A 24,090-nucleotide genomic window follows, 5' to 3' on the forward strand; every position below is an offset into this window, starting at 1 on the left:
AAGCCGAACCCGCTAAGCTTGATCCCGACGGAAACGGTCGTGTCGAGAGCGGTCCCGCGTCGCAAATCCGGACAGGCGCAGAATTCGAGATCGGACAAGAATCGGCGAAAAGCTCTACTGTCATTCGCCTCAGAACGCTGGTTTCCGTCCCTACGTCACCGGGATCTGCGCGATGCGGATGTTGTTCGTCGTCCCCATCACCGCGAAGGGGATGCCGGCGGTGATCACGACGAGATCGCTCGCGCGGGCGAAGCCTTCCTCCACCGCGTGCGCCGTCGCGTTGGCGACCATCTCCTCGTAGGTCGAGACCTCGTCCGCTCGCACGCTGTGCGTCCCCCAGAGCAGGCTCAGCCGCCGCGACGTGCCCAGATCCGGCGTCAGCGCCAGGATCGGCACCGCCGGGCGCTTGCGGGCAACGCGCGCGGCCGTGGTCCCCGACAGGGTGTAGGTCACAATCGCCGAAGCGTGCACGGCCTGCGCGAGTTCGGCCGTCGCGGTGGCGACCGCGTGGGGCGGTGTCTCCTCCTCGCCGGGCTCCGAGGCGGCGACGATCGAGCGATAGAGCTTGTGTCCCTCCACGGAGCGGATGATGCGGTCCATCATCGCCACCGCCTCGACCGGATAGCGGCCGGTGGCTGATTCCGCCGAGAGCATCACGGCATCCGCGCCATCATAGATCGCGGTCGCCACATCCGAGGCCTCGGCCCGGGTCGGCGTCGGGGCCGACACCATCGAGTCGAGCATCTGGGTCGCCACCACCACGGGCTTCACCGCCAGCCGGCAGGCCCGGATCAGCTCCTTCTGGCGGCCCGGCACGTCCTCGTGCGGGATTTCGACGCCGAGATCGCCGCGCGCCACCATCACCGCGTCCGAGAGTCGGATGATGTCCTCGATCCGGTCGAGCGCCTGCGGCTTCTCGACCTTGGTCATGATGCCGGCCCGGTCCCCGATCAGGCCGCGCGCCTCGATCAGGTCGGCGGGCTTCTGCACGAAGGAGAGGGCCACCCAATCGACGCCGAGATCGAGACCGAAGGCGAGGTCGGCCCGGTCCTTCTCCGTCAGCGGCGACACATCGAGCAGCGTGCCTGGCAGGTTCACGCCCTTGCGGTTCGAGATGGCGCCGCCGATCACCACCTCGGCCTCGATCGCCTCCGCCTCGATGCCCGTGACGCGCACCCGCACGCGGCCGTCATCGATCAGGAGTTCCTGACCGGGCACAACGGCGGCGAAGATCTCCGGATGGGGCAGCGGGATTGCGCGGGCGTCGCCGTCGGCGCCGCGCAGCACGAAGCGCAGGCTCTCGCCCGGCGCTACCGCGAGCCGGCCGTCGCGGACGGTACCGACGCGGATCTTCGGGCCTTGCAGGTCCTGCAGGATGGCGATGGGACGGCCGACCTCCTGTTCCAGCGCGCGGATCGCGGCGTGAACCTTGGCGTGGTCGGCCTGGATGCCATGGCTGAAATTGAGACGGAAGGTGTCGACGCCGGCCAGGAACAGGGCTTTCAGCATCTCCGGCGTATGGGTGGCGGGTCCGACCGTGGCGACGATCTTGGCGTGGCGGTGACGACGCATGGTGTCCTCGGCCCGGACAGGCCGCCTCTCGCAAGCGTGGACCTCAGGTCCCGGAACTCCAAGGGACGAGGTCCCTTCGGAATCCCGGATTCGAGTGCGTGATAGCCTACTCGTTGTCGCCCTGCACGGCCGCGATCACCGCATCCGTGACCTGACGGGTCGTTGCCTTGCCGCCGAGATCGGGCGTGTGCAGGCTCGGATCCGCGGTGACGCGCTCGACTGCCCGCATCAGCCGGTCGGCGGCCGGCTTCTCGCCGAGATGCTCCAGCATCTGGCACGCCGTCCAGAAGGTGGCGATCGGGTTGGCGATGCCCTTGCCCGTGATGTCGAAGGCCGAGCCGTGGATCGGCTCGAACATCGAGGGATAGGTCCGCTCGGGATTGATGTTGGCGGTCGGCGCGATGCCGAGCGAGCCTGCCAGCGCCGCCGCGAGGTCCGAGAGGATGTCGGCGTGAAGGTTCGTCGCGACGATCGTGTCGAGGGTCTCCGGCTTCATCGTCATGCGCATGGTCATCGCATCGACGAGCATCTTGTCCCAGGTCACGTCGGGGAAGTCCTTCGCCACCTCGGCCGCGATCTCGTCCCACATCACCATGGCATGGCGCTGCGCGTTCGACTTGGTCACCACGGTCAGGAGCTTGCGCGGACGCGACTGCGCCAGCTTGAACGCGAAGCGGATGATACGGTCGACACCGGAGCGGGTCATCATCGAGACGTCCGTGGCGACCTCATTGGGATGGCCTTGGTGGACCCGGCCGCCGACCCCGGCATACTCGCCCTCGGAGTTCTCGCGCACGATCACCCAGTTCAGCTCCGGGCCGGAGACGTGGCGCAGCGGGCTGGTGATCCCCGGCAGGATCCGGGTCGGCCGCACATTGGCGTACTGGTCGAAGGGCTGGCAGATGGCGAGCCGCAGGCCCCAGAGCGTGATGTGGTCCGGCACGTCCGGCGCTCCCACGGCGCCGAAGAAGATCGCGTCGTGGTCCTTGATCTGCTCGCGCCCGTCGGCAGGCATCATCACGCCGTGCGTCTTGTAGTAGTCCGAGCCCCAGTCGAAATGGTCGAACTTGAACCGGAAGCTGCCGGTCTTCTCGGCCAGCGCGTCGAGCACCTCGATGCCCGCGGCGATGACCTCGATACCGATGCCGTCGGCGGGAATGGCGGCGATGCTGTAGGTCTTCATCAGAAATCTCCGTGACAGGGAACAGGCATTTCAGCGCGCGACGGCGCCGGCGGTGTCGGGCCGGCGCCCAACGCGGGCGACGACGAGGCTGAGGATTGCGGAAAGGACGAGCAGCGCGGCCACGAAGACCAGCCCACCCGTGAAGCCGCCCGTCTGGTCCTTGATCCAGCCGATCACCCAGGGGCCGACGAAGCCGCCGAGATTGCCGATCGAGTTGATCGTGGCGATGCCCACCGCCGCGGCCGAGCCGGAGAGGAACATGGTCGGCATGGCCCAGAGCGGCGGCTTGGCGGCGCTGATCCCGATATTGACGAGGCTGAGTGCGGCGATGACCGCGGCGACCGAGGACGCCCCGCCGGCGAGCATCAGCCCGAGAGCCGCGACGAGACAGGCAATGACCACGTGCCATGTGCGCTCGCCCGTCCGGTCGGAGTGGCGGGCCCACAGAATCATCGCGACCACCGCGACGGTCGGCGGCACGGCATTCAGGAAGCCGACCGTCATCGGGGAGAGCCCGAAGCTCCTGATGATCTGCGGCGCCCAGATGCCGAGGGTGTAGAGGCCGGCCGAAGTGCCGAAATAGACGAGCGCCAGGGCCAGTACGCGCAGATCGGCCATCCCGCTCAAGATGCTGTGCTTGGCGGAGATCTGCTTGGAGGCGCGCTCCCCGTTCATCTCTGCGACGAGCCAGGCCCGTTGATCGTCGGAGAGCCACTTCGCCTTCTCAGGCCGGTCCGTCATGTAGAACAGCACCATGATGCCGAGCAGCACGGCTGGGATGGCCTCGATGAGGAACATCCATTGCCAGCCATGGAGGCCCATGACGCCCTCCATCTCAAGCAACGCGCCGGAGAGGGGCGAGCCGAGCACCACCGAGATCGGCGCCGCCGCCATGAACAGCGAGACGACGCCGGCCCGGTAACGGGCCGGGAACCAGTAGCTCAAGTAGAGGATGATCCCGGGAAAGAACCCGGCTTCGGCCGCGCCGAGTAGGAAGCGCAGCACGTAGAAGCTCGTCTCGCCCTTGATGAAGGCGAAGGCGCCCGAGATGATACCCCAGGTGATCATCACGCGGGCGATCCAGAGTCGCGCACCGACCTTGTCGAGGATGATGTTAGAAGGCACTTCGAACAGGAAGTAGCCGAAGAAGAACACCCCGGCCCCGAAGCCGAATACGGACGACGAGAAGCCGAGGTCCTTGTTCATTGTCAGCGCCGCGAAGCCGATATTCACGCGGTCGATGAAGGCGATAAAGTAGAGTAGGCAGATAAAGGGGATCAGGCGCCACGCGACCCTGCGCATGGTCGCCCGCTCGAGCGATGCGTCCATCGTTTCCTCCGGCTTGACCCGACATGCGTCGATCTTTGCATCGATCCTTGAGCGGATCTTTGCGCGCCAACTTGCATGCAAGATGGCATGAGTTGCGCCGACTCTCATCGTCTTGTCAAGTGACCATTGCAGCTTGCATGGAAGCTGGTACGCTCGGAGCGGATCCGGAGGGACGATGATGGTGCGCGGACGGGCCGACGCGGATCGGGACAGCGAGCGGCGTCCGTCCCTCGTGGATGACGCCTACGCGGCCATGAAGCAGGCGATCCGCGATTCGAGCTTCGCGCCAGGCTATCAGGCTTCAGAGCAGGAGATCGCCCTTCGCCTCGGCATGAGCCGCACGCCCGTGCACGAGGCCGCGATCCGCCTGCAGGAGGACGGTCTCGTACGCGTGCTGCCGCGCCGCGGCATCCTGATCTGCGCGCTCGCCCCCGATGACATGCGCGAGATCTATGACGTCATCGTTGCCATCGAGGGACGGGCCGCCGAGTTGATCGCCGCAAGACCCGAGCACCAGCGCCGAGCTGTGGCGGACGATCTGGCGGTCCAGACCGATGCGATGGACGCGGCCTGGACGGAGCAGGACCTGCGCAGCTGGGGTGAGGCAGACGAGCACTTCCACCGCGCCCTTGTCGAGGGGGCAGCCAACGGCCGCATGATCCGGATCATCCAGACCATCACGGACCAGTCGCACCGGGCGCGGATGTTCACGCTCAAGCTTCGGCGCGAGCTCGGCGCGTCGGTCGAGGAGCATCGGCGGATCATCGACTGCATCCGCGTCGGCGACGCGGCCGGGGCAATGGAGAGCGCCCGCACCCACCGCCTGCGTGCCCGCGACACGCTTCTGCCCCTGCTCGACAGCTTCGGCGTCAAGCACCTCTGATCCGGTCCGCGTCGGCCGCGGACGAAGGTCCTACCGGACCAGCGCGGGCCGGACGCCGGGCATGGCGCTCGGGTCGAAGGTGAACTCGACGCCCGCCTGTTCCAGCACCCGGCGCACCGCGAGCACGGTGTCGGCCCGGGGGCGCACGGTCGTCTCCTCATCCTCGAGACGCACGATGGTCGAGACCGAGACGCGGGCTCGGCGCGCGAGCTCGTCCTTCGACAATCCGGTCATCCCTCGAGCCGCCCGCACCTGGGCGGCGGTGATCCCGCGGTCGGAGGTGTCGACGAGGGGGACCTGGGCCTCGGCGCGTGCGGCGGACGACCCGTAACGATTGTTGCCGGGCACGCTCAGGCAGACGCCGACCCATTCCCGGATCGAGCCGTCGCGGTTCATGATCGGCACGCCGCGCGCGTTGAACCAGCGATAGACGCCGTCCGCGCACAGGATCCGGTAATCGGTGTTGTAGGGTGAGGCGTGGGAGATGGCCGTGCGCCACGCTGCCTCCGTGCGCTCGCGGTCCTCCGGATGGACGGCCCGCAGCCAGCCCATCCCCTGGACCTCGGCCTGGCTCTGCCCGGTCAGGGTCTGCCATTGCGGCATCTCGCGCTGCTCACCGTCCGGACCGACGATCCAGACGACCGCCGCGGTCACCGAGAGCAAGGCATTGAAGCGGTCGTGCCGCTGCTCGACCGAGCGCAGGCTGTCGTGCCGAGCGGTCACGTCGAAGACCACGCCCATGGCCTGGTGCGGCCGTCCGTCCGGGCCGATCATCACCTCCGCACGGTGGAGGAGCCAGCGCGCGGTCCGGTCCGGCCGGACGATGCGGAACTCTCGGCTGATCGGCTGCCCGCTGCGCAGCACCGCGAACTGGTCGACATGCGCGGCCCGGTCGTCCGGGTGGAGCATGTCGAGGACCATGCTGAACGTCGCCTCAGCCATGGGATCGAGGCCGAGGATGCGGGAGAGGCCGACCGACGCGTTGAGCTGATCGCGGCGCAGGTCGGCCGACCAGAAGCCGACCTCGCCCGTATCCTCGACGAGCTTGAGGAAATGCCGGGAGGAAAAGGCCTGGGCGCCCGACGCCCCGCCCTGTCCTTCCTCGCGCGGCCGCATGAGCGAACGTGTCGGCACCTCGGACTCCCTGACGCGCTTCCCGCCAATTACAACCCTGAATGTCTCTCACGAAGCGCCCGCCGCGCCATCGCGGCCGGAGCGGAGGCTCCCGTTGCTCGAGAGCTTCGTGGGGTGCACTCAACCGGACCGACCGCCTCCGGACTCCACGGCAGGGCGGCCGGCTGAGTCAGATAGGCGATCCGACTACAGTGGTAAACATCGCCTTAAGGCTCACCTATTCAAAATAACAGCGCATTTGAGTCCAAAGTCGATCAACAGAATCACGGATCTTTGATCAAAACAGATCGGGATTAGACCCGGCCCATCCGGCGTGCCTCGGACTCTCTCGATCGACGCCCGCTCACCGGGCATTCTCCTGCCAGCGGTGACCGTGCGAAGGGTTCGTCTGCAGCGACGCTCAGACCGATCTGAATCGGATCGGATCCGGCGCAGACAGGACCCAGCTTCGCAGGAAGTACGGCACGCGGGACGCCGCCATCGGCTTGGCGAAATGGTAGCCCTGGGCGTAGTCGCAGCCGAGAGCGCGCAGGCGCTCGACCTGACCAGGACGCTCCACGCCCTCGGCAGTTACACGCATGCCGAGGCTGCGGCCAAGGCCGACCACGGCCGCCACGATGGCGGCATCGTCACCGTCCTGCTCCATGTTTCGCACGAAGCTCTGATCCACCTTGATGTGATCGACCGGAAACTGCTTCAGATGCGTCAGCGATGCGAAGCCCGTGCCGAAATCATCGAGCGTCACGAGGACGCCGCTGTCGTGAAGGCGGTTCAGCACCGCCGGGACATTCTCGGCGCCCTGCCCGAGAAACACTGTCTCGGTGACCTCAAGCTCGAAATGCGTGGTCGGCACGCCGTAGGCGGCGAGAACCTCCAGGATGCTGCCCGCGAGGTCGGGCTTGCGGAACTCCGCCGAGGAGACGTTGACCGCGACGCGGCCGAACGCGAGCCCTCCCGCGTTCCAGGCGCGCATGTCAGCCGCAACCTGTCGCAACAGCGTGTCGCCGATCGCCGTCGCGAGGTCCTGATCCTCGAAGGCCGCCCCGAAATAGCCCGGCGTCAGGACGCCGCGCGTCGGATGCTGCCAGCGGGCGAGCGCTTCGAAGCCGCTGACCTGCCCGGTCCGGCAGCAGACCTTGGGCTGGTAGAAGGGGACGATCTCATGCGCCGCGAGCGCAGCGCGGACTTCGCCACCGATCCGAACCCGGCTCGCGGTCTCGGCCCTCATCGCCGGCACGGCCGCGGCGGCGCGGCGGCGGCCCGGCGCCTCGGTCCGCAGCGGGGCCGCATCGGGCATGGCCTCGCCCTCCGCGAGGCGCCACGTGTTCCGACCGGCCGCCTTCGCGCGATAGAGCGCTACGTCAGCGCGGGCGAGGAGATCCTCGGGCGCGCGCGCATCGCAGGGAGCAAGCGCGATGCCGATGCTGATGCCGATCCCGGTCGGGTAGCCACCAAGATCGACAGGTGCGGCCATCGCTTCGACCACCCGCGCGGCGAGCCCCATCGCGTCCTCCGGCCCGGCGCAACCCGCCTGAATGATTACGAACTCGTCGCCGCCGAGGCGCGCCGCCACGTCGCCGCGGCGCAGGACGCCGCGGATCCGGCCCGCCACCACGCGCAGCAGGCGGTCGCCGGCCTGGTGGCCCAACGTGTCGTTGACGCTCTTGAAGTGGTCGAGATCGAGGCAAAGCAGCGCGAAGCCGGTTCCGTCGCGGTCGAGTCGGGCCAGCGCCCGATCGAGTTCCTCGCGGAACAGCAGACGGTTCGGCAGGTCGGTCAGCGGATCGTGGCGCGCCATATGCGCCATGCGATCCTCGGCCTCCTTCCGGCGGGAGACGTCGCGCACGGCGGCGATGTATCCCGCGGGCTGCTCGCCCTCATCCGCCCGTGCCAAGCCGAAGGACACCTCGACCCAGACCCAGGACCCGTCCTTGTGCCGGTAGCGATGCTGCGTGACCGCGCGGGAGATCGCGCCGCTGCGGACCTGACCGAGCAGGCGCCCATAGGCTTCGGCATCGTCGGGATGGATCAGGTCGCGGGGTTTCGTGCCGATGAGTTCCTCCGGCCTGTAGCCGAGCAGGGTCTCGGAGGCCGGCGAGACGTAGAGACGCGTACCCTGCAGGTCGCATCGGGTGATCATGTCACTGGTGCTCTCGGCGAGCAGGCGGAAGCTCGCCGCGCTCTCCCGGGCCTCGCGCGCAGCCCGGCCGGCCTGCAACTGCGCCATCACCACCTGGGCAAGGTCCTGCAACTGCGCGCGCTCCCGCTCGGAGAAGCGGCGCGGCATCCGGTCGACGATGCAGAGGGCTCCGAGGCGCAGGCCGGGCCCGAGGACGAGGGGCGCGCCGGCATAGAAGCGGACGCCGGCATCGCCCCGCACAAGGGGGCTCGAGACGAAGCGGGGATCCTGCGATGCGTCCTCAATGACGAGGATCTCGTCGGACCGGATGGTATGGGTGCAGAACGAGGCACCGCGCGTCGTGCCGTCAAGATCGAGACCGCAGCGAGCCTTGAACCATTGTGAGTCGGCCTCGACCAGGGATACCCAGGCGATCGGCGCATTAAACAAAGCGCAGGCGGTCCGGCAGACTGCGTCGTATTCCGGCTCGGGCACCGGACGCACGGCGAGGCTGCGCAGCGCCTCGAGCCGGTCCGCCTCGGAGGGGATCTGTACGGTCATGGAAGGCGAGGCTGTCCGAAATGCGTACCGTCGAGAAGCGGCCGCAGCCGCACCGGACGAGCTTGGGGACAGCAGCTTAAGATATCGCAACCTTCGCGTGCTGAGGTCGATAAACAGATCCGAGCGGTTGCACAGGCGCGGGGCCGGTTCACGTCTTGGAGAGAAGATACGGCTAGAACGAGCGTCCCGCGCGTCGATCCCGGCGCGCCAATCGCTGCACGCGAGCACCGGTGCCCCGCCCCGTGCCGCTCTCCTGCACAGCCCGCCCGCTTCGCGCCGATCCCGGCGGTGAGGGGCCTGAACGAGGCGCCCGTGCTCCTATCCCGCACGCTCCTCTACCTGCCGGCGCAGCTGATCGGGCCGCTCGCCCAATTTGCGGCGGTGGTGGTCTGGACGCATCTCATGCCGCCGGCCGCCTACGGCACGGTGGCGCTCATCCTGGCCATGCAGGAGCTGGTGTTCCAACTCTGTCTCGCCTGGTGGTCGAGCTACGTCCTGCGCTACGCGGCGGCAGCGACGAGCCCGGAGGAACGGCAGCGGCAGGGCGCGCATGAGAACGCCGTCCTACTGGTGAGCGCCGCCCTGCAGCTCGCCGTCACGGTGGCGCTGCTGACCGTCGGCGATTCCCCGCTGACCCCCGGACTCTTCGCCGCCGCGGTGGGCTACACGATCAGCCGCAGCCTCACGATGCACATGGCGGAGCGCGCACGGGCGGCACAGGCGATCGGCCTCTACACGGCCGCGCAGACGGTGGGCCCGGTCCTCGGTCTCGGCATCGCGATCGGGCTGGTGCTCTGGACGCCTACGGCGGCGGCGGCACTTGCGGGCTTCGCCATCGCGCAGATCGCCGTGCTGCCCCTGCTCTGGTTCGCGGTGGTGCCCGCGCGCACCGTCTCCCTCGACCGCACGGTGCTGCGCCGGGCCTTCTTCTTCAGCGCCCCCCTCCTCGCTGCGGGCGCGGTCGGCTGGTTCACGGTGAACGGCATACGGGTGATCGTGGAGCAGTTCGAGGGCGCGACGGCGGTCGGCCTGCTCTCGGTCGGCTGGGGCCTCGGCCAGAGGCTGATGTCGGTCGCGGCCATGCTGGTGACCGCCGCCGCCTTCCCGATCGCCGTGGAGCGCATGGAGCGCTCGGGTCCAGAGGCCGCCTACGCGCAGGTCTCCCGGAGCAGCCTGCTGCTGCTCGCGATCCTCGTCCCCTCGACGGTGGGCGTGATCTGGCTGACGCCGCCCCTCGTCGATCTCCTGATCGGCGCGGACTTCCGCGAGGCCACCCGGGTGCTCCTTCCGATCGCCACGGTCGCGGCCGCGATCCGCAACCTGCGCGTCCACTGCGTCGATCAGGTCTTCCTTCTCCTCGGCCGGACCGGCTTTCTCCTCGGCGTAAACCTGGCCGAGGCCGCGGCCACGCTCGCCGGCTGCGCCGCCGGGCTCGCCTGGGGCGGCCTGCCGGGCGCCTGCATCGGCTGCCTCGCCGGCTCGGCGCTCGGCTTCGTCATCTGCTTCGTCGGGGCGTGGCGGCAGGGCCTGCGCTTCACGCTTCCGCCGCTCCTGAAGATCGCGGCCGCGACCGCGCTGATGGTCGTGGCCCTCGCCCTTGCTCCTTCGCTCCAGGGCGAACTCGGCGCGAAGCTCCGCCTCGTCCTCACCATCGCCGGGTCCGGCGGGCTCTACCTCGTCGCCCTCGCCCTCCTGTTCCGCGAATACTGGCCGACCCGCCGCCGGGCCGGCTGATCGATGGTCGAGAGGGATCGCCCCTCTCGCGAGTCCGGGTTGAACTCGGGAAGGACACCGGAGCCTTGCTCCGGCATCCCACCGGAGGGACAGCGTGCCTTCGGGATCCTCGGCCTCGGGTGCCTTCAGAACGGCACGTCGGTCTGCGGCGCCGGGCGCAGGCGGCGACGCAAGCGCACGAGCAGGTCGGAGCGCTTGGCGAGGCGCTTGGCGCGGTCGACGGCGCAGACCAATGCGCCGCGTGCCGAGAGAGGCGCGAGGACGGTGGCCAGCGGCACCCGCTCCACATTGAAGCGGCGCTTATAGGCGTATTCCCCGATCGTGAAGTCGAAGATCCGCGCGCCTTCGCCGTGGAGATGCTCCATGGTCTGCGCGATCAGCAGCCGGCCCGGGGAGGTGTTCCGCCAAGTCTCGTCACCCGTCACGGCGAGGCGGACCATGGCATAGTGCTCTCCGGCACGCAGGCCGAACAGGGCGGCCACCACATCGTCTCCCGCCACCAGGGCGGTCAACACGGTGCTGCCCGGCTCGATGCCTTCGGCGACCAGCCTGCGGTAGTGCCGCGCGATGTCGGGGCGGTCGAGGATGTAGGGCAAACCGAGCTCGGCGATGCGCTCCCGCTGAAGCCGTTCGAGGGCGTCCATCAAGGAATCCGCCTCTGCCCGGGTGCGGACGCGGCGCAGAGCGGCGCCGGGATGGCGCTGGAACACGCGCCAGCTCCGCTCCAGCTCCTTGCGGAAGGTCTTCTCGTTCGAGCGGTGATAGGTCTCGTAGGAATCGCCTATCCGGATCAGGTTGCCGAACAGGGTCGAGTCCCGCGCGCCCGGCCAGAGCGCGGTCGGACCTGCGAGCTTCTCCAGCCGCAGGAGGTCGGCGCGCGGCAACGCCGCGCGGACCGCTTGAGCGAGTGCGCGCCAGCCCGCGGCGTCCTGCGGTGCCGCAGGTCCGAGGATGGCCGCGTTGTAGTCGGTGATGCCATCATCAGCGAAGGCGATCACCCGCAGGCCGCCGGATCGGGCGAGCGTCAAGGGCAGTGCGGCGGCGATCCGACCGCTGCCCCGCTCGCGGACCGTCACCAGAAGCGGCAGAACACCCGGCTGGCTGCCGAGGCAGGCATACCAGGCCGCCAGCCAGGGCAGCTCCTGGAAGGGCGTCGCCGCCCCTCCGGTGCGGACGAGCGGAGCCCAGACCCGATCGACCTCGGCCCAGTCGTTGGCGACCGAGACGTCGTAGGCGATCGGGGTCGCGCGGCTGACGGCGGCGTTCCCGGACGCGGCGAGGAGGAGCGACATCGGATCGGCCTCAGGCGCCGGCGGGCTTCAGGTCGACGATCTGGCCGAGACGGGCCGGATCGAGGCGGAAATCCACCGGCGGGCGGCCACGCTTCGGCTTGTCCTTCGGGCTCCAGTCGCGATTGCGCAGGGCCTTCTGCATCACCTTCTTGGCAAGGAAGGCGGGGCCGGCGGTGGCGCGGCTGCGCGGCGCGATGCCGAAGCCCTCGCGCAGGATGCCGTTCGCCACGTTGACGATGTGGCGGCGACGGATGTCGTCCGTCCAGTACTCCATCGTCATCGAGACGTTGAGGCAGTCGAGGTTCTCGATCCGATGCGGCGCGTTGAGGGGCCAGTGCATCATCTGGCCCGGCTGCAACTCCACGACCTTGGCGTACTCGTCGTACCAGGGCTCGTAGGGCACATCCATCTCGTGGCCGAACAGCGCGATCCCCTCGAGATGCTCAGGCGCCAGGAAGGGCTGGGTGTTCGGGTAGAGATAGAGGCGCTTGCGGCCCGCGATCTGCCAGAGCGCCTGCCCCGGCAGGTCGGCATGGTAGTAGACCTGCGCGTTCGGCGACGAGATCAGGATTCCGATGCCCTCGTTGAAGGTGCTGAAGCCCGGCATCCGCTGCTGCAGCTCAACGAAGATCTGCTTGAGGAGGTCGCGATAGGCCGGATCGATCTTGGCCACGTTGCGCAGGTTGATCCAGATGCGGCCCTGCTCGATCGCCGTCAGCACCTCGGCGCCGGACAGATTCCCGATCTCGCCCTCGCGCCAGAACCGGCGCTGGCCCGCGGGGCCCATATGGACGAGGTTGTAGTGCTGCGACGGATAGCGCTCGATCAGCGCGGCGAGGCCGGCGCGCGAGAACAGCGGCAACTCGTGCAGGCGGTGGGCGAGCCGGACGGGCTGCGTCTGCCAGAGCTGGGCATCGCGCTGGTCCCAGGCGGTGAAGATCGGGGCTTCGGTCGCGGTCATGGCATCCTCAAGCTGGTTCTAGGTCGGCTGCCGGCATCGACGGACGATGCGCGCATCGCGGGCTGATCGAGACGTGAGACACGCAACGTATCCTGCTGGCACAGGCTGTTTCGATCCGATACGAGCACCAGCACGGCGTTGTTTGACAGCTCCCGATCGGGCAAGAGCGATGCCTGATTTGAAGCCCGCGATATCCATAGCCCGGCGACCCGGTGGATCCCGTTTCGTAATTCGCGCGAAATGAGATCTATTCTTAAATCAAATTGTTAAGCATGCGCTATAAGCCAGTCCAGGCCACGGCTGCGCGGCATGAGGGATGCCACCAAGCGGATGCAGTCGAGCGATCCGTCCCAGACTGGGACGGATCGGTGCCGGAACGGAGACCTCGAGTGAGCCTCGCCAGACCCGCAGCGATCTCGTCCGAGACGCAAGGCTCTCCGGAGTCCTCCGTCGAGACGGTCACGTTGGGGGACCTCGCCGTGATCCTGCGCGATCAGTCCCGCATCATCCTTTCGGTCTCTGCCAGCGTGCTCGTGGCGGGCGGCCTCTATCTCGCCCTCGCCAAGCCGCTCTATCGCAGCACCGCCACCCTCCTGCTCGACCTGCGCGGCGGAACCAGCCTCAGCGCCGATCCCAGCCTGCGCCAGAGCATCGACACCAGCGTGGTCGACAGCCAGATCCGCCTGATCTCGACCGCGGCCGTGCTTCGCCGCGTCGTCGACAAGGAACACCTCGCCGAGAATCCGGAATTCGTGCCGCCCCCGGGTCTGACCCAGCGCCTCAAGGGCATGCTCGGGATCCGCGCCGAGCCCCTCAGCGAGGAGGGCAAGCGCCTGACCGCCATGTCGGGGCTCGCGGACAGGCTCGTGGTCAAGCGCGCCGACAAGACCCTCGTGGTCGATCTCGACGTCTGGTCGCGGGATGGGGAGACCGCGGCGCGCCTCGCCAACGACATCGCCGACGCCTTCATCGAGGATCAGGTCGATGCCAAGGCCCGCGCCTCGAATGCCGAAGGCACCTGGATCCGCACGCGCCTCGCCGAGCTCGACGGGAAGATCCGCGAGGCCGAAGCGCGCGTCGAGGCCTTCAAGGTCGAGAACCGCATCCTGACCGTCAACGGCCGGCTGGTGAACGAGCAGCAGCTCGAGACCGGCACGAACGAGCTCGCCCGCGCCCAGCTCAAAACCTTCGAGGCCCGCGCGCGGCTCCAGCAGATCGAGCAGGCCATGCAGGCGGGCTCGGATCCGGGCGCCACGGGGGAGGCTCTGCGCTCGGCCCTGATCCAACAGTTGCGGATCCAGTACGCCGAGGTGAAGCGCCAGCGCGACAACCTCGCCACGACCTTGGGTGCGCGCCATCCTGCCTTGCTAGAGGTGAACCAGCAGCTCCTCGGTCTGCGCGGCTCGATCACGGCGGAGCTGCGCCGGCTCGCGGCGGCCCAGCGCGCCGAGCTCGCGAGCACCGAGGCAAACGAGGCGCAGATCCAACGGCAGATCGAGGAGCAGAAGCGCAACGCCACCAAGACCAACCAGGCGATCGTTCGTCTGCGCGAGCTGGAGCGCGAGGTCGAGACGAGCCAGGCAGTGTTCCAGCGCTTCCTGCGCGCCAGCAGCAACGTGGCCCAGGACAGCGTCAGCCCGCCGGTGGCACGCGTCGTCGCCCCGGCCCTCGCGGCGACCAGGCCCGCGAGCCCCAACACCCGGGCCGTCATGCTGATCGCCTTCGCCTGCGCGCTTGCGGCAGGCCTCGCCGCGGGCATCCTCAACCATCTGCGGCAGCAGGCGGCGCGCCGTCGCAACAGCCGCGCGGCAAGCCTACGCGAGACAGGCTCCCGGCACGAGGGCCCCGGCGGCCCGGGCTGGCGCGCGCCGCGCATGGCGCATGACCGCGCCTTCTGATCCCTCCCGACAAGACTGGGGACGCCCCATGACAGACGATCACGCCGCCAAACCGACCGCCGGGCGCATCCTCGTCGACATGACCCATTGTGGCCGCCGCACGACGGGCCTGGAGCGGATCGCCCAGGAGCTGTTCTCCCCGCTGGCCCTGGCGCCGCTGCCGGTCGAGGCGGTCACCGCTCGCGACCGCTACCGGATGGTGCTGCAGCAGATCGCCGGGCTGCCGGCCGCAGGCCTGATGGACCGCCGCGCCATCATCCTCTGCCCCGGCTTCCCGCCCTCGCTGCCGCTGACGGTCCTCGGATGGCGGGTCCTGCCCTACATCCACGACCTGTTCCTGCTGACGCGCGCCGCCGACCTCAACCCGCGGGCCAAGCTCTACATGGTGCCGTCTTTCCGCCGGGCGGTGCGGACGCTGCCACGGTTCCTCGTGAACTCAGAGCATACGAGGGCCGAGCTTCAGCGCTTCTGCCGGCCGGACGCCGAGATCACGCTCTACCGGCCGCGGGTGCGCAACGTCTTCGATCTCGCCCCTGGCGCCCGCGCCGAAGCCGTGCCGGTGCCCGGCCGGCTCGATCTGGTGGCGCTCGGCACCGTAGAGCCGCGCAAGAATCTCGGCGCCGCCGCCGCCATCCTCACGGCCCTCCGCAGCACCGGATTCCCCGAGGCGCGCCTCCACGTCGTCGGCCGCGCCGGATGGGGACCCGATGCCGAGCGCCTGCGCGCCACGCCCGGCGTGATCCTGCATGGCTACCAAGAGCGCGCGCAGGTCCGCGCCCTGCTCGGCAGCGCCGACGCCCTGATTTCGACCTCGCATGACGAGGGCCTGGGCCTGCCGCTCCTGGAGGCGCAGTTCGCCGGCCTCACCGTGATCGCGCCGGACGCGACGGTCTTCCGGGAGGTGCTCGGCACCTCAGGCCTTCTGATCGACCCGGCCGACGCTGCGGCGAGCGCCCGGCGCATCGGGACCTGGGCGGAGGAACGTTCGGCCCGCGCCGCGCAGGTGACCCTCGCGGCGAGCAACCTCGACCGCTGGAACCGCCTCGCCGAATCCGACCGCGGTCGCGTGATCGCCCTCGTGGCGGCACTGGCCGAGCGTGCCGCGCGCGGCCAGCCGGCGCCGCTGCGCCTCCCCGTCGAGACCCCTCAAGGCCATTGAGCGAGCGCGATGCACCGTCTCTTGCTGATGTACACGATGGATCCGCGCGGCGCGAAGGTCGGCGGCATCGAGACCCATATCCGGCAGATCCTGCGGCATCATCCGGAGGATTTCTCGGTCCTGTTCGTCGGGACCGACGAGCGCGGGGACTGCACGTTAGGCGCCGTGCAGCGCCTCAGTGTCGGCGGACGCAGCTTCGATTTCCTGCCGGTCGCCCGGATCGAGCCGGAGGCGGTGAACCGGGCCGCCAAGCGCCTGACCCAGTCGACGACGCTCCGCTACGTGCTCGGCGCGCTCCGCCATATCGGCGCGATCCGCCGGGCGCTGGGGCCGGGCCCCGCCACCGCCGACCTCCACCGCTTCGAGTTCGCGCCGCTCGCGCGGCTGCTCGGCCTGCCCGCGATCCAGATGATCCACGGCGAGGGCTCGAAGAAGGACCGGATGGATTCCCTCATCAAGACCTACTGGTACATCCACAGCTCCGGCGAGCGGCTGGCGCTCCGGCTCGCCCGCGGCATCTACTGCGTGAACCCGGCGATCGTGGAGCGCCTCAAGACCGAGTTCCCGCACGCCCATCCGAAGGCGGAGCTGCTCAGCGTCTCGGTCGATACCGGGCTGTTCCGGCCGACGCCGTTCGACTGCGCCGACGACACCCTGCGGATCGTGTTCGCCGGCCGCCTCGACGAGTTCAAGGACCCGCCGCTCCTGTTCCGCACGGTGGCGGAACTCCGGCGCAACCTGGGCCGGGTCGAGCTGCACTATATCGGCGCGACCGACCCGGAGCGCTACGCCGAGTTCGCCGCGATCCGCGACGTCACCGTGCGGCACGGCTTCCAGGATGCGGAGGGTGTCGCCCGGATCATGGCCCGCTGCCATGCCGGCATCCTCACCTCGTTCTTCGAGGGCATGCCCTGCTACCTGCTCGAAGGGCTCGCCGCGGGGCGCCCCTTCGGCGCGATCCGCCTGCCGCAATACGACCCGCTGGTGGTGCGGGGCGTGAGCGGCGCCCTGGTGGAGCGGCAGACGCAGCCCGAGGCCTCCGCGCAGGCGCTCGCCGCGGGCTTCGTGGAGATCTGGGAGGGCATCAAGGCGGGCCGCATCGATCCGGAGCGCGTCGCCGCGATGGTCGAGCCCTACGCCATCACCAACCAGATGAGCCGCCTGTTCGCCCGCCACCGCGCGCTGCGCGGCGACCGGGCCGGCGCGCGGCAGGTCGTGGCCGCCTGAGGCCTCAGGCGCCGTTCCCGGCGGCCACCTCCCGGAACAGGGCCTCGTAGCGGTCGACGGCGACCTCGGCCGCGAAGGCCCGGGCGCGCTCGGTGCGGGGGCCCGGCGGCCCAGGATCGGTGAGCGCTGCGGCGATCGCCTCCGCCATCGCCGCCTCGTCCCCCACCGGGACCAGACAGCCGTGGGCCCCGTCGGCCAGTATCTCGGCCGGGCCGTCGCAGGCGGTGGCGACCACCGGCAGGCCGTGGGCCAGCGCCTCGACGACGACATTTCCGAACGCCTCGGCCCGCGAGGACGAGACGTAGCAGGCAGCCTCCCGGTAGAAGCGCCAGGGCTGCTCCACATGGCCGGCGAGCCGGGCGCGGTCTCCGAGGCCGAGCCGGGCGATCTCGGCCTCGATCGCGCCGCGCTCCGGCCCCTCCCCGACGATGACAAGCCGGGCATCGGCACGCAGCCGCGCGAAGGCGCGGACCAGCGTCGGGAAGTCCTTGGCCGGCACGAGGCGGCCCACCGCGAGGACCACCGGCCCGCGCGCGGCGAGTTCGCCCACGTCCCGCGCCGGCACGGCGGCGGTGATCTCGACGGGGTTGTGGATGCAGTGGGTGCGGGCCGCTCCGCATTCGCGGACGTAGTGGTCGCGCAAGCCTTCGGAGACGAAGACCGAGCGGGCGGTCAGGCGCGAGAGCAGCGGCGTCGCCCGGTTGCCGAGGCGGCTCAGGCGCTCGGGCTCGCTCTGCGGATGGCCGTGGAACGAGATGAGGGCGTGCCGGTGCCGGCCCGCGCCGATCGCGGCCAGCACGTGCTTCAGGTTCGAGACGCCGAGCGCCGAGATCGAGATGTCGGGTTGTTCGGCGGCGAGATGCCGGCGCAGGCCAAGGACCGCATGGGCATGGCCGCGCCCGAGATGCAGCAGCGCGACGCCCGGGATCGGCGCCGGATTCTCCTCGTGATCGTAGGCGAAGGTGACGGCGTGGCCGCGCGCGGCGAGCTTGGCCGCGAGCGAGGCCCAGACGCGCTCCGCCCCCCCGCCGGTCGTGGCGTGCGTGTAGAACAGCAGGCGCAAGGGTCGGGTCACGCGCGCTGTCCTCAGTAATGGGGATCCCAAAGGGACAAGTCCCTTTGGCGGGGTATCGGGGCGGAGCCCTGATCGGAACCCCCAGGGCTCCGCCCTGGACCCACGAAAGGGGTGACCCCTTTCGAAACCCGGACTCTCATGGCGGCGGCGCTCAGTGCGCCTCTTCCCAGTTCGCGGCGGCGCGAGCCTCCACGACGAGGGGGACCTTGAGGTCGAGGGCGGGGGCGGGCGCCTGCTCCATCACGGTCCTGATCACCGGCAGCGCGCGCGCGATCTCGTCTTCCGGCGCCTCGAACACGAGTTCGTCGTGCACCTGGAGGAGCATGCGCGCCGTCAGCTTCTCGGCCGCGAGCGCCTCCTCCATCCGCACCATGGCGCGGCGGATGATGTCGGCGGCGGTGCCCTGGATCGGCGCGTTGATCGCCTGCCGTTCCACGCTCGCCCGCTCCTGCGGGTTGTTCGAGCGGATCTGCGGGTAGTGGCAGACGCGGCCGAACAGGGTGGTGACGTAGCCCTTGTCGCGGCAGAGCTTCTTGGTGTCGTCGATATAGGCGCGGATGCCCGGGAAGCGCTCGAAATACTGCTTGATGAAGGCCGAGGCCTCCGGCTGGCCGATGCCGAGCCGGTCGGCGAGGCCGAAGGCCGAGATGCCGTAGATGATACCGAAATTGATGGTCTTGGCCCGCCGCCGCAGGTCGGGCGTCATCGCGTCGAGCGGCACCCCGAACATCGCCGAGGCGGTCGCCGCATGGATGTCGATGCCCTCCTCGAAGGCCTGACGGAGCTGGGGCACGTCGGCGATGTGGGCCAGGATGCGCAGCTCCACCTGGCTGTAATCGGCCGAGATCAGCCGGTTTCCCGCGGCCGCCACGAAGGCGCGGCGGATGCGCCGGCCCTCCTCGGTGCGGATCGGGATGTTCTGCAGGTTGGGCTCGGACGAGGAGAGCCGGCCCGTGGTGGTGGCGGCCAGCGAGAACGAGGTGTGGACGCGGGCCGTCTCCCGGTCGGCATGCTGCTGGAGCGCGTCCGTGTAGGTCGATTTCAGCTTCGAGAGCTGGCGCCATTCGAGGATCTTGCGCGGCAGCGGGTGCCCGGCCTGGGCCAGCTCCTCGAGCAGGGTCGCAGGGGTGGCCCACTGGCCGGACGGCGTCTTCTTGGCGCCGGGCAGGCCCATCTTGCCGAACAGGATGTCGCCGATCTGCTTCGGGGATCCGACCGAGAATGTCTCGCCCGCATCCTCCTGGATCTCGTCCTCCAGCCGCGCCAGGATCTGCGAGAAGTCGCCCGAGAGACGGCTCAGCATGTCGCGGTCGACGCGGATGCCGGCCCGCTCCATCCGGGCGATCACCGGCAGCAGGGGACGCTCCAGGGTCTCGTAGACGGCGACCCGCCGCTCGGCCACGAGACGCGGCTTCATCATCCGCCAGAGCCGCAGGGTGACGTCGGCATCCTCCGCCGCGTAGGCGGTGGCCTTGTCGAGCGCCACCCGGTCGAAGGTGACCTTGGCGCGGCCGGTTCCGGCCACGTCCGAGAAGGTGATCGGCTGGTGGCCGAGATGGCGGCGGGCGAGCTCGTCCATGCCGTGCCCGCCCTTGCCGGCATCGAGCACGTAGGAGATCAGCATGGTGTCGTCGAAGGGCGCCACCTCGATGCCGTGTCGGGCGAGAACGACCCAGTCGTATTTCAGGTTCTGGCCGACCTTGAGGACGCCGGGATTCTCGAGGAGCGGCTTCAGGCGGGCCAGGGCCTCGCGGATCGGAATCTGCTCCGGCACCGGCTCGACCGCGTCGCTCGGTGCTGCGCCCTCGCCGAACAGGTCGCCCTCGTTCCGGTCGGGCTTGGCCGCGCGGACATGGGCCAGGGGGATGTAGCAGGCCCGGCCGGCCGCCACCGCCAGCGAGACCCCGACGAGCCCGGCATGGTTCGCGTCGAGGGAATCGGTCTCGGTATCGACCGCCACCACGCCCGCCTCCTCGGCCTCGGCGATCCAGGCGTCGAGCTGTTCGAGGCTCAGCACCGTGTCGTAGGCCGCCGTGTCGAACGGCTTCACCGACTCGGCCGCGCGCGCGGCCACGAGATTGCCGGGCGTCGGCTCGGGCGGGGTGCGCGGCTTCGGGGCCGCGTCGGGCAGGTCGAACTCGGCGAACGGATCCGGCTCACCGGATCCCGGGGGCGCCGCGCCCGGCGGCCGCTCGGCGCCGGCCGCCTGGGTCTCGGGGTCGGGCGGCACGGCATCGCCGAAGAAGGGCAGCGCGTCGCTGCCGCCCTCGGCATTGGCGTAGCCGTGCGGCCGGGCGCCGGGCAGCAGTCGCGGATCGGGCTTCACCGCCTCGGGATCGACGTGGAGCATCTGCGCGATGCGCCGCGTGAGCGTGTTGAACTCCATCGCCTTGAGGAAGCCGACGAGGCGCTCCGGATCGGGCTTGGGCACGCGCAGCGCGTCGAGCGGCACGGGGACGGAGACATCCTCCATCAGGGCGACGAGCTTCCGGGAGAGCTTCGCCTGATCGATATTGGCGAGCAGCGTCTCACGGCGCTTGGGCTGCTTGATCTCGCCGGCCCGCTCCAGCAGCCCGTCCAGACTGCCGTATTCCTTGATCAGCGCCGCCGCCGTCTTCAGGCCGATGCCCGGCACGCCCGGCACGTTGTCCGACGTGTCGCCGATGAGCGCCAGGGCGTCACCGATCTGAGCGGGCTGCAGCCCCTCCCACTTCGCGACGATGGCGTCCACGTCGAGGTTCCGCTCGGGCCGGTAGCCGGGCTTGCCCTTGGCGCCGGACTCGAAATCGTAGAAGCGCACCAGCGGCCCGACGAGCTGCATCAGGTCCTTGTCGGAGGAGACGATGATGACGCCCGCCCCCCGCGCCTCGGCCTGCCGCGTGTAGGTGGCGATGAGGTCGTCGGCCTCGTAGCGCTCCAGCTCCACCGCGTGGAGGCCGAAGGCGCGCACCGCGTCGCGCATCAGCGGCATCTGCCGCTTGAGGTCGTCCGGCGCGTCGGGACGATGGCCCTTGTAGTCGGGGAACATCTCCTTGCGGAACGAGCCCTCCGACTTGTCGAAGACGATGCCGAGATGGGTCGGCATCGTGCCCGCCGCACCGTCCTGCAGGAACTGCGCGATCTTGGTGCAGAACAGGCGCACGGCCCCGGTGGGCAGGCCGTCCGAGGGGCGCGAGTTGTACTTCTGGTCCTGATTGATCGACTGGAAGTAGGCCCGGAAGATGAAGGACGAGCCATCGACCAGGATGACCTGATCGTCGGGGCCGACGGGCTTCTCCGTGTCCGCGGCGTCCGCGCTCGGTTGGGTCTCGGTCTGCGCGCTCATCGGGCCTTCGCGTGCGGTGCGGGTGGCCCTGTCTAGAGCCATAACGGCCCGACGGAAACGCCCGATGCGGTCGCGGGAACCGCCGTCCTCAGGCGCGGGCCGGCTCGCCTCGGACGGGCAGCGCCGCCCGTCGGCGCGCCGCGCGGCGGCGGAGGATGTAGAGGGTGAGCCCCGTCGCCGCGAAGAGCGGCATGGCGAGCGCGGCGAGGCAGAAGACCAGGGCGACGGCGCCCCCGAAGAAGCGCCCGCGATGGACCTCCAGCATGTTGTCGGCGATGCGCCTGCCGAGCGACTTGTCGGCCGCGCGCGACACGGAGACGAGGGCTCCCGAGGCCGCATCGAAGATCGCCTCGGAGCGTGCGCTCAGGGGATCGTCGGCCTGGGCGAGGTAGCGGATCCGGATGTCGCCGTCCCGGCCTCTCGGCAGGGTCACGACGGCCACGGCAGCGCCGGCCCCCTCCCTTGACGCGAAGGCCTGCCACGCCCTGTCGAGGGCGACGGGCCGGCGTTCGGCGCGGGAACCCTCGCGCCGGCCCCGCTCGGGCTGGGCGGGTTCCGTCTGTGCGGCGGTCCGCGGCGGGCGCTGCTCGGGCCAGCTTCCGGTCAGCAGGTAGGTGGCGCCGGCCCGGTAGGATTCGAAGGACCACCACAGGCCCGTGAGGGCGATGACGAGGTAGATCGGCATGACCCAGGTGCCGACCACCGCGTGGAGCGACCACCAGCGCGGGCGCCCAGGCCGCGCGAGGCTGGGGCGAAGCCAGATCGTCCAGCGGTGCAGCTTCGGCCAGCGCAGGTAGAGCCCCGTGCCGAGGAAGACGAGAAGCGCGATCGCGCAGATCCCGGTGATCGTGCGGCCCCAGCCGCGTCCGCCGCCGGGCAGGAGCAGCCAGCGGTGCAGTTCGCGGATCGTCTCGAACGCGGCCTCGCCCGCGACCGCCCCGCGATCCGCGCCGTCATACGGGTCGGCATAGTGGGAGGACAGGTGCTCGCCCGGCACCGCGCCCGCGAAGCGCACGCGCACCGCCCGGGTCGGATCGGCGTAGAGGGTCAGGCCGCCGACGCGCAGGCCCGGGTGGTCGGCCTCGATCCGGGTGACCAGCGCCTCGGGCGCGAGGCGCGCCCGGTCCGCCGGGACGATGGCGGCGCGCTCCGCGTTGAGCGCGTCCGTCACCGTCTCCTCGTAGCTCATCAGGGCACCGGTGACGCCCATCAGCGCCAGGACGAGGCCGGCGGTGAGGCCGAGCAGCCAGTGGGTCCGGAACAGGACGGTGCGCAGGCTCGGACGCATCGCGCTCACCGGCTCCTGCCGTGCGCGGGGCGGGCCGATGGGACGCGCGCTCCGCCGAAGCGGGGGTCGGTTCGGCGCGAGGGAGCGCGAGACATCAGAGACCTTGGGCCGTGCCCGATCCGGCGTGATCGGGCACGGCTCTAGCGGCCGGTCGGCCTGCCGGTCAAGACGAACGCGGTATTCGACCGGCCGATCTCGCTCAAATTCGAATGTTTCCAATCAACGTGACCGCCCGATACAGGGCGACGGCCCGCGCATTGTATGCGAATGTTTCCAGCCGGCGCCCTCCCGGCACCGAGCCTGCGCACCGCGTTCAGGACGTGCCGACGGCCTCCCCCACCGTGTCGGCCATGCGGGCCTCGCGGCGGCCCAGAGGCTCGGGCCGGCCCCGCGTGGTGTCGCGGGCGGTCTGGTGCTCCATCTCGGCGTTCACCTCGGCCCCGATCAGCACGATGATCGTCGAGAGCCAGATCCAGGTCATGAAGCCGATGACCGCACCGAGCGAGCCGTAGGTCTTGTTGTAGGTGCCGAAATGGGCGACGTACCACGAGAACAGGGCCGAGCCGCCGAGCCAGAGGATGGCGGCGAGGGCACTGCCCCAGGTCACCCAGCGCCAGCGCGGCGCGTCGCGGCTCGGCCCGTAGCGGTAGAGCGCGGCGAGCGCGAGCAGGACGGCGACGAGCAGCACCGGCCAGCGCAGCAGCGCGACGTACCATGCATCCGTGCTGAGCCCGACCGTCTGGAACAGCACCGGCAGCACCACGATGGCGCCGAAGGCCAGAAGGATGAAGACCAGCGCCCCGACGGTGAAGGTCAGCGAGATCAGGTTGAGACGGATGAAGCCGCGCTTCTCGCGCTCCTCGTAGACGACGTTCAGAGCGTCGAAGACGCTCTTCACGCCGCCATTGGCACTCCACAGGGAGAGCAGGATGCCGGTGACCGCCGTCAGCCCCAGGGTCCCGTCGCGCGTCTCGGCGATGCGCTTGACCTGATCGCCGACGATGTCGACCGCGCCCGACGGCAGGATCCCGTGCAGGCTGGCGAGGTGGCGGTTGATCTCGTTCACGTCGGCGAACAGGCCGTAGCAGGCGACGAGCGCCGCGGTGGCGGGGAAGATCGCGAGCAGCACGTAGAAGGTCACGCCGGCCGCGACCGTGACGAGGCGGTTCTCGGAGACGTCGTGGATGACGCGCAGGCCGATATCCTTCCAGCCCGCCGCAGGAATCTCCGAGGGGGACTCGGCCTGCCGCCCGCGATCCGCCTCCGTCCGCGCGGCCCGGCGCGCCGCGCCGCCCTCGTGCGAGCCGGAGGTCTCGCGCGGCGCCTCCTGCGTGCCCGAGGCCGGGCGCG

16 protein-coding genes are annotated in these 24,090 nt (G+C 70.0%); 5 read left to right on the plus strand and 11 right to left on the minus strand.

Annotated features, from left to right (window positions below; all coding sequences use genetic code 11):
• Positions 1-150: 150 nt before the first annotated feature.
• The 3 genes from pyk to MET9862_RS04005 all read right to left on the minus strand — a co-directional run bounded on the left by pyk (position 151) and on the right by MET9862_RS04005 (position 4,084).
• Complete coding sequence (gene pyk / locus MET9862_RS03995) at positions 151-1,572, minus strand: pyruvate kinase (RefSeq protein ID WP_142581811.1); 1,422 nt, start codon at positions 1,570-1,572, stop codon at positions 151-153.
• A gap of 106 nt (positions 1,573-1,678) precedes the next feature.
• On the minus strand, positions 1,679-2,755 hold the full coding sequence (locus tag MET9862_RS04000) for a tartrate dehydrogenase (protein ID WP_142581812.1): 1,077 nt from the start codon (positions 2,753-2,755) through the stop codon (positions 1,679-1,681).
• 30 nt (positions 2,756-2,785) lie between these two features.
• Entirely contained in the window at positions 2,786-4,084 is a 1,299-nt protein-coding gene (locus MET9862_RS04005; protein ID WP_142581813.1) for an MFS transporter, read from the minus strand.
• A gap of 178 nt (positions 4,085-4,262) precedes the next feature.
• On the opposite strand from MET9862_RS04005, the gene MET9862_RS04010 reads away from it, so the two are divergent.
• Positions 4,263-4,967, plus strand: coding sequence for a GntR family transcriptional regulator (locus tag MET9862_RS04010; RefSeq protein ID WP_142581829.1), 705 nt, complete (start codon positions 4,263-4,265; stop codon positions 4,965-4,967).
• Positions 4,968-4,997: 30 nt separating this feature from the next.
• Here MET9862_RS04010 and MET9862_RS04015 read toward each other — a convergent pair whose 3' ends face one another.
• Both MET9862_RS04015 and MET9862_RS04020 read right to left on the minus strand, forming a co-directional pair.
• Positions 4,998-6,101, minus strand: coding sequence for a PAS domain-containing protein (locus MET9862_RS04015; protein ID WP_244612556.1), 1,104 nt, complete (start codon positions 6,099-6,101; stop codon positions 4,998-5,000).
• Between the two features lie 400 nt (positions 6,102-6,501).
• Positions 6,502-8,781 carry a putative bifunctional diguanylate cyclase/phosphodiesterase gene (locus tag MET9862_RS04020; RefSeq protein ID WP_142581814.1) on the minus strand — a complete coding sequence of 760 codons (2,280 nt, stop codon included), beginning with the start codon at positions 8,779-8,781 and terminating at the stop codon, positions 6,502-6,504.
• 312 nt (positions 8,782-9,093) lie between these two features.
• Here MET9862_RS04020 and MET9862_RS04025 point away from each other — a divergent pair, with 312 nt between their 5' ends.
• On the plus strand, positions 9,094-10,515 hold the full coding sequence (locus tag MET9862_RS04025; RefSeq protein ID WP_142581815.1) for a lipopolysaccharide biosynthesis protein: 1,422 nt from the start codon (positions 9,094-9,096) through the stop codon (positions 10,513-10,515).
• A gap of 125 nt (positions 10,516-10,640) precedes the next feature.
• On the opposite strand, the gene MET9862_RS04030 is transcribed toward MET9862_RS04025, so the two are convergent.
• Positions 10,641-11,807, minus strand: coding sequence for a GNAT family N-acetyltransferase (locus MET9862_RS04030; RefSeq protein WP_142581816.1), 1,167 nt, complete (start codon positions 11,805-11,807; stop codon positions 10,641-10,643).
• Positions 11,808-11,817: 10 nt separating this feature from the next.
• Positions 11,818-12,768 carry a cupin-like domain-containing protein gene (locus tag MET9862_RS04035; RefSeq protein WP_142581817.1) on the minus strand — a complete coding sequence of 317 codons (951 nt, stop codon included), beginning with the start codon at positions 12,766-12,768 and terminating at the stop codon, positions 11,818-11,820.
• Positions 12,769-13,157: 389 nt separating this feature from the next.
• Between MET9862_RS04035 and MET9862_RS04040 the strand changes: the two genes are divergently transcribed.
• Genes MET9862_RS04040 through MET9862_RS04050 form a run of 3 tightly spaced genes read left to right on the plus strand, consistent with a single transcriptional unit; the run spans position 13,158 to position 17,052 of the window.
• Positions 13,158-14,666 carry a GumC family protein gene (locus MET9862_RS04040; RefSeq protein ID WP_185156740.1) on the plus strand — a complete coding sequence of 503 codons (1,509 nt, stop codon included), beginning with the start codon at positions 13,158-13,160 and terminating at the stop codon, positions 14,664-14,666.
• 28 nt (positions 14,667-14,694) lie between these two features.
• Entirely contained in the window at positions 14,695-15,825 is a 1,131-nt protein-coding gene (locus tag MET9862_RS04045) for a glycosyltransferase (RefSeq protein WP_142581819.1), read from the plus strand.
• A 9-nt stretch (positions 15,826-15,834) separates the two neighbouring features.
• Positions 15,835-17,052, plus strand: a complete 1,218-nt coding sequence (locus MET9862_RS04050; RefSeq protein WP_142581820.1) for a glycosyltransferase — start codon at positions 15,835-15,837, stop codon at positions 17,050-17,052.
• A 4-nt stretch (positions 17,053-17,056) separates the two neighbouring features.
• On the opposite strand, the gene MET9862_RS04055 is transcribed toward MET9862_RS04050, so the two are convergent.
• The 4 genes from MET9862_RS04055 to MET9862_RS04070 form a co-directional block, all read right to left on the minus strand.
• On the minus strand, positions 17,057-18,127 hold the full coding sequence (locus tag MET9862_RS04055) for a glycosyltransferase (protein ID WP_185156741.1): 1,071 nt from the start codon (positions 18,125-18,127) through the stop codon (positions 17,057-17,059).
• Positions 18,128-18,278: 151 nt separating this feature from the next.
• Positions 18,279-21,452 carry a DNA polymerase I gene (gene polA / locus MET9862_RS04060; protein WP_142581822.1) on the minus strand — a complete coding sequence of 1,058 codons (3,174 nt, stop codon included), beginning with the start codon at positions 21,450-21,452 and terminating at the stop codon, positions 18,279-18,281.
• 88 nt (positions 21,453-21,540) lie between these two features.
• Complete coding sequence (locus MET9862_RS04065) at positions 21,541-22,740, minus strand: PepSY-associated TM helix domain-containing protein (RefSeq protein WP_142581831.1); 1,200 nt, start codon at positions 22,738-22,740, stop codon at positions 21,541-21,543.
• Positions 22,741-23,053: 313 nt separating this feature from the next.
• A partial coding sequence (locus tag MET9862_RS04070; protein ID WP_142581823.1) for a YihY/virulence factor BrkB family protein occupies positions 23,054-24,090 on the minus strand: 1,037 nt, incomplete at its 5' end.

This window comes from Methylobacterium symbioticum (assembly GCF_902141845.1).
Lineage (GTDB): Bacteria > Pseudomonadota > Alphaproteobacteria > Rhizobiales > Beijerinckiaceae > Methylobacterium > Methylobacterium symbioticum.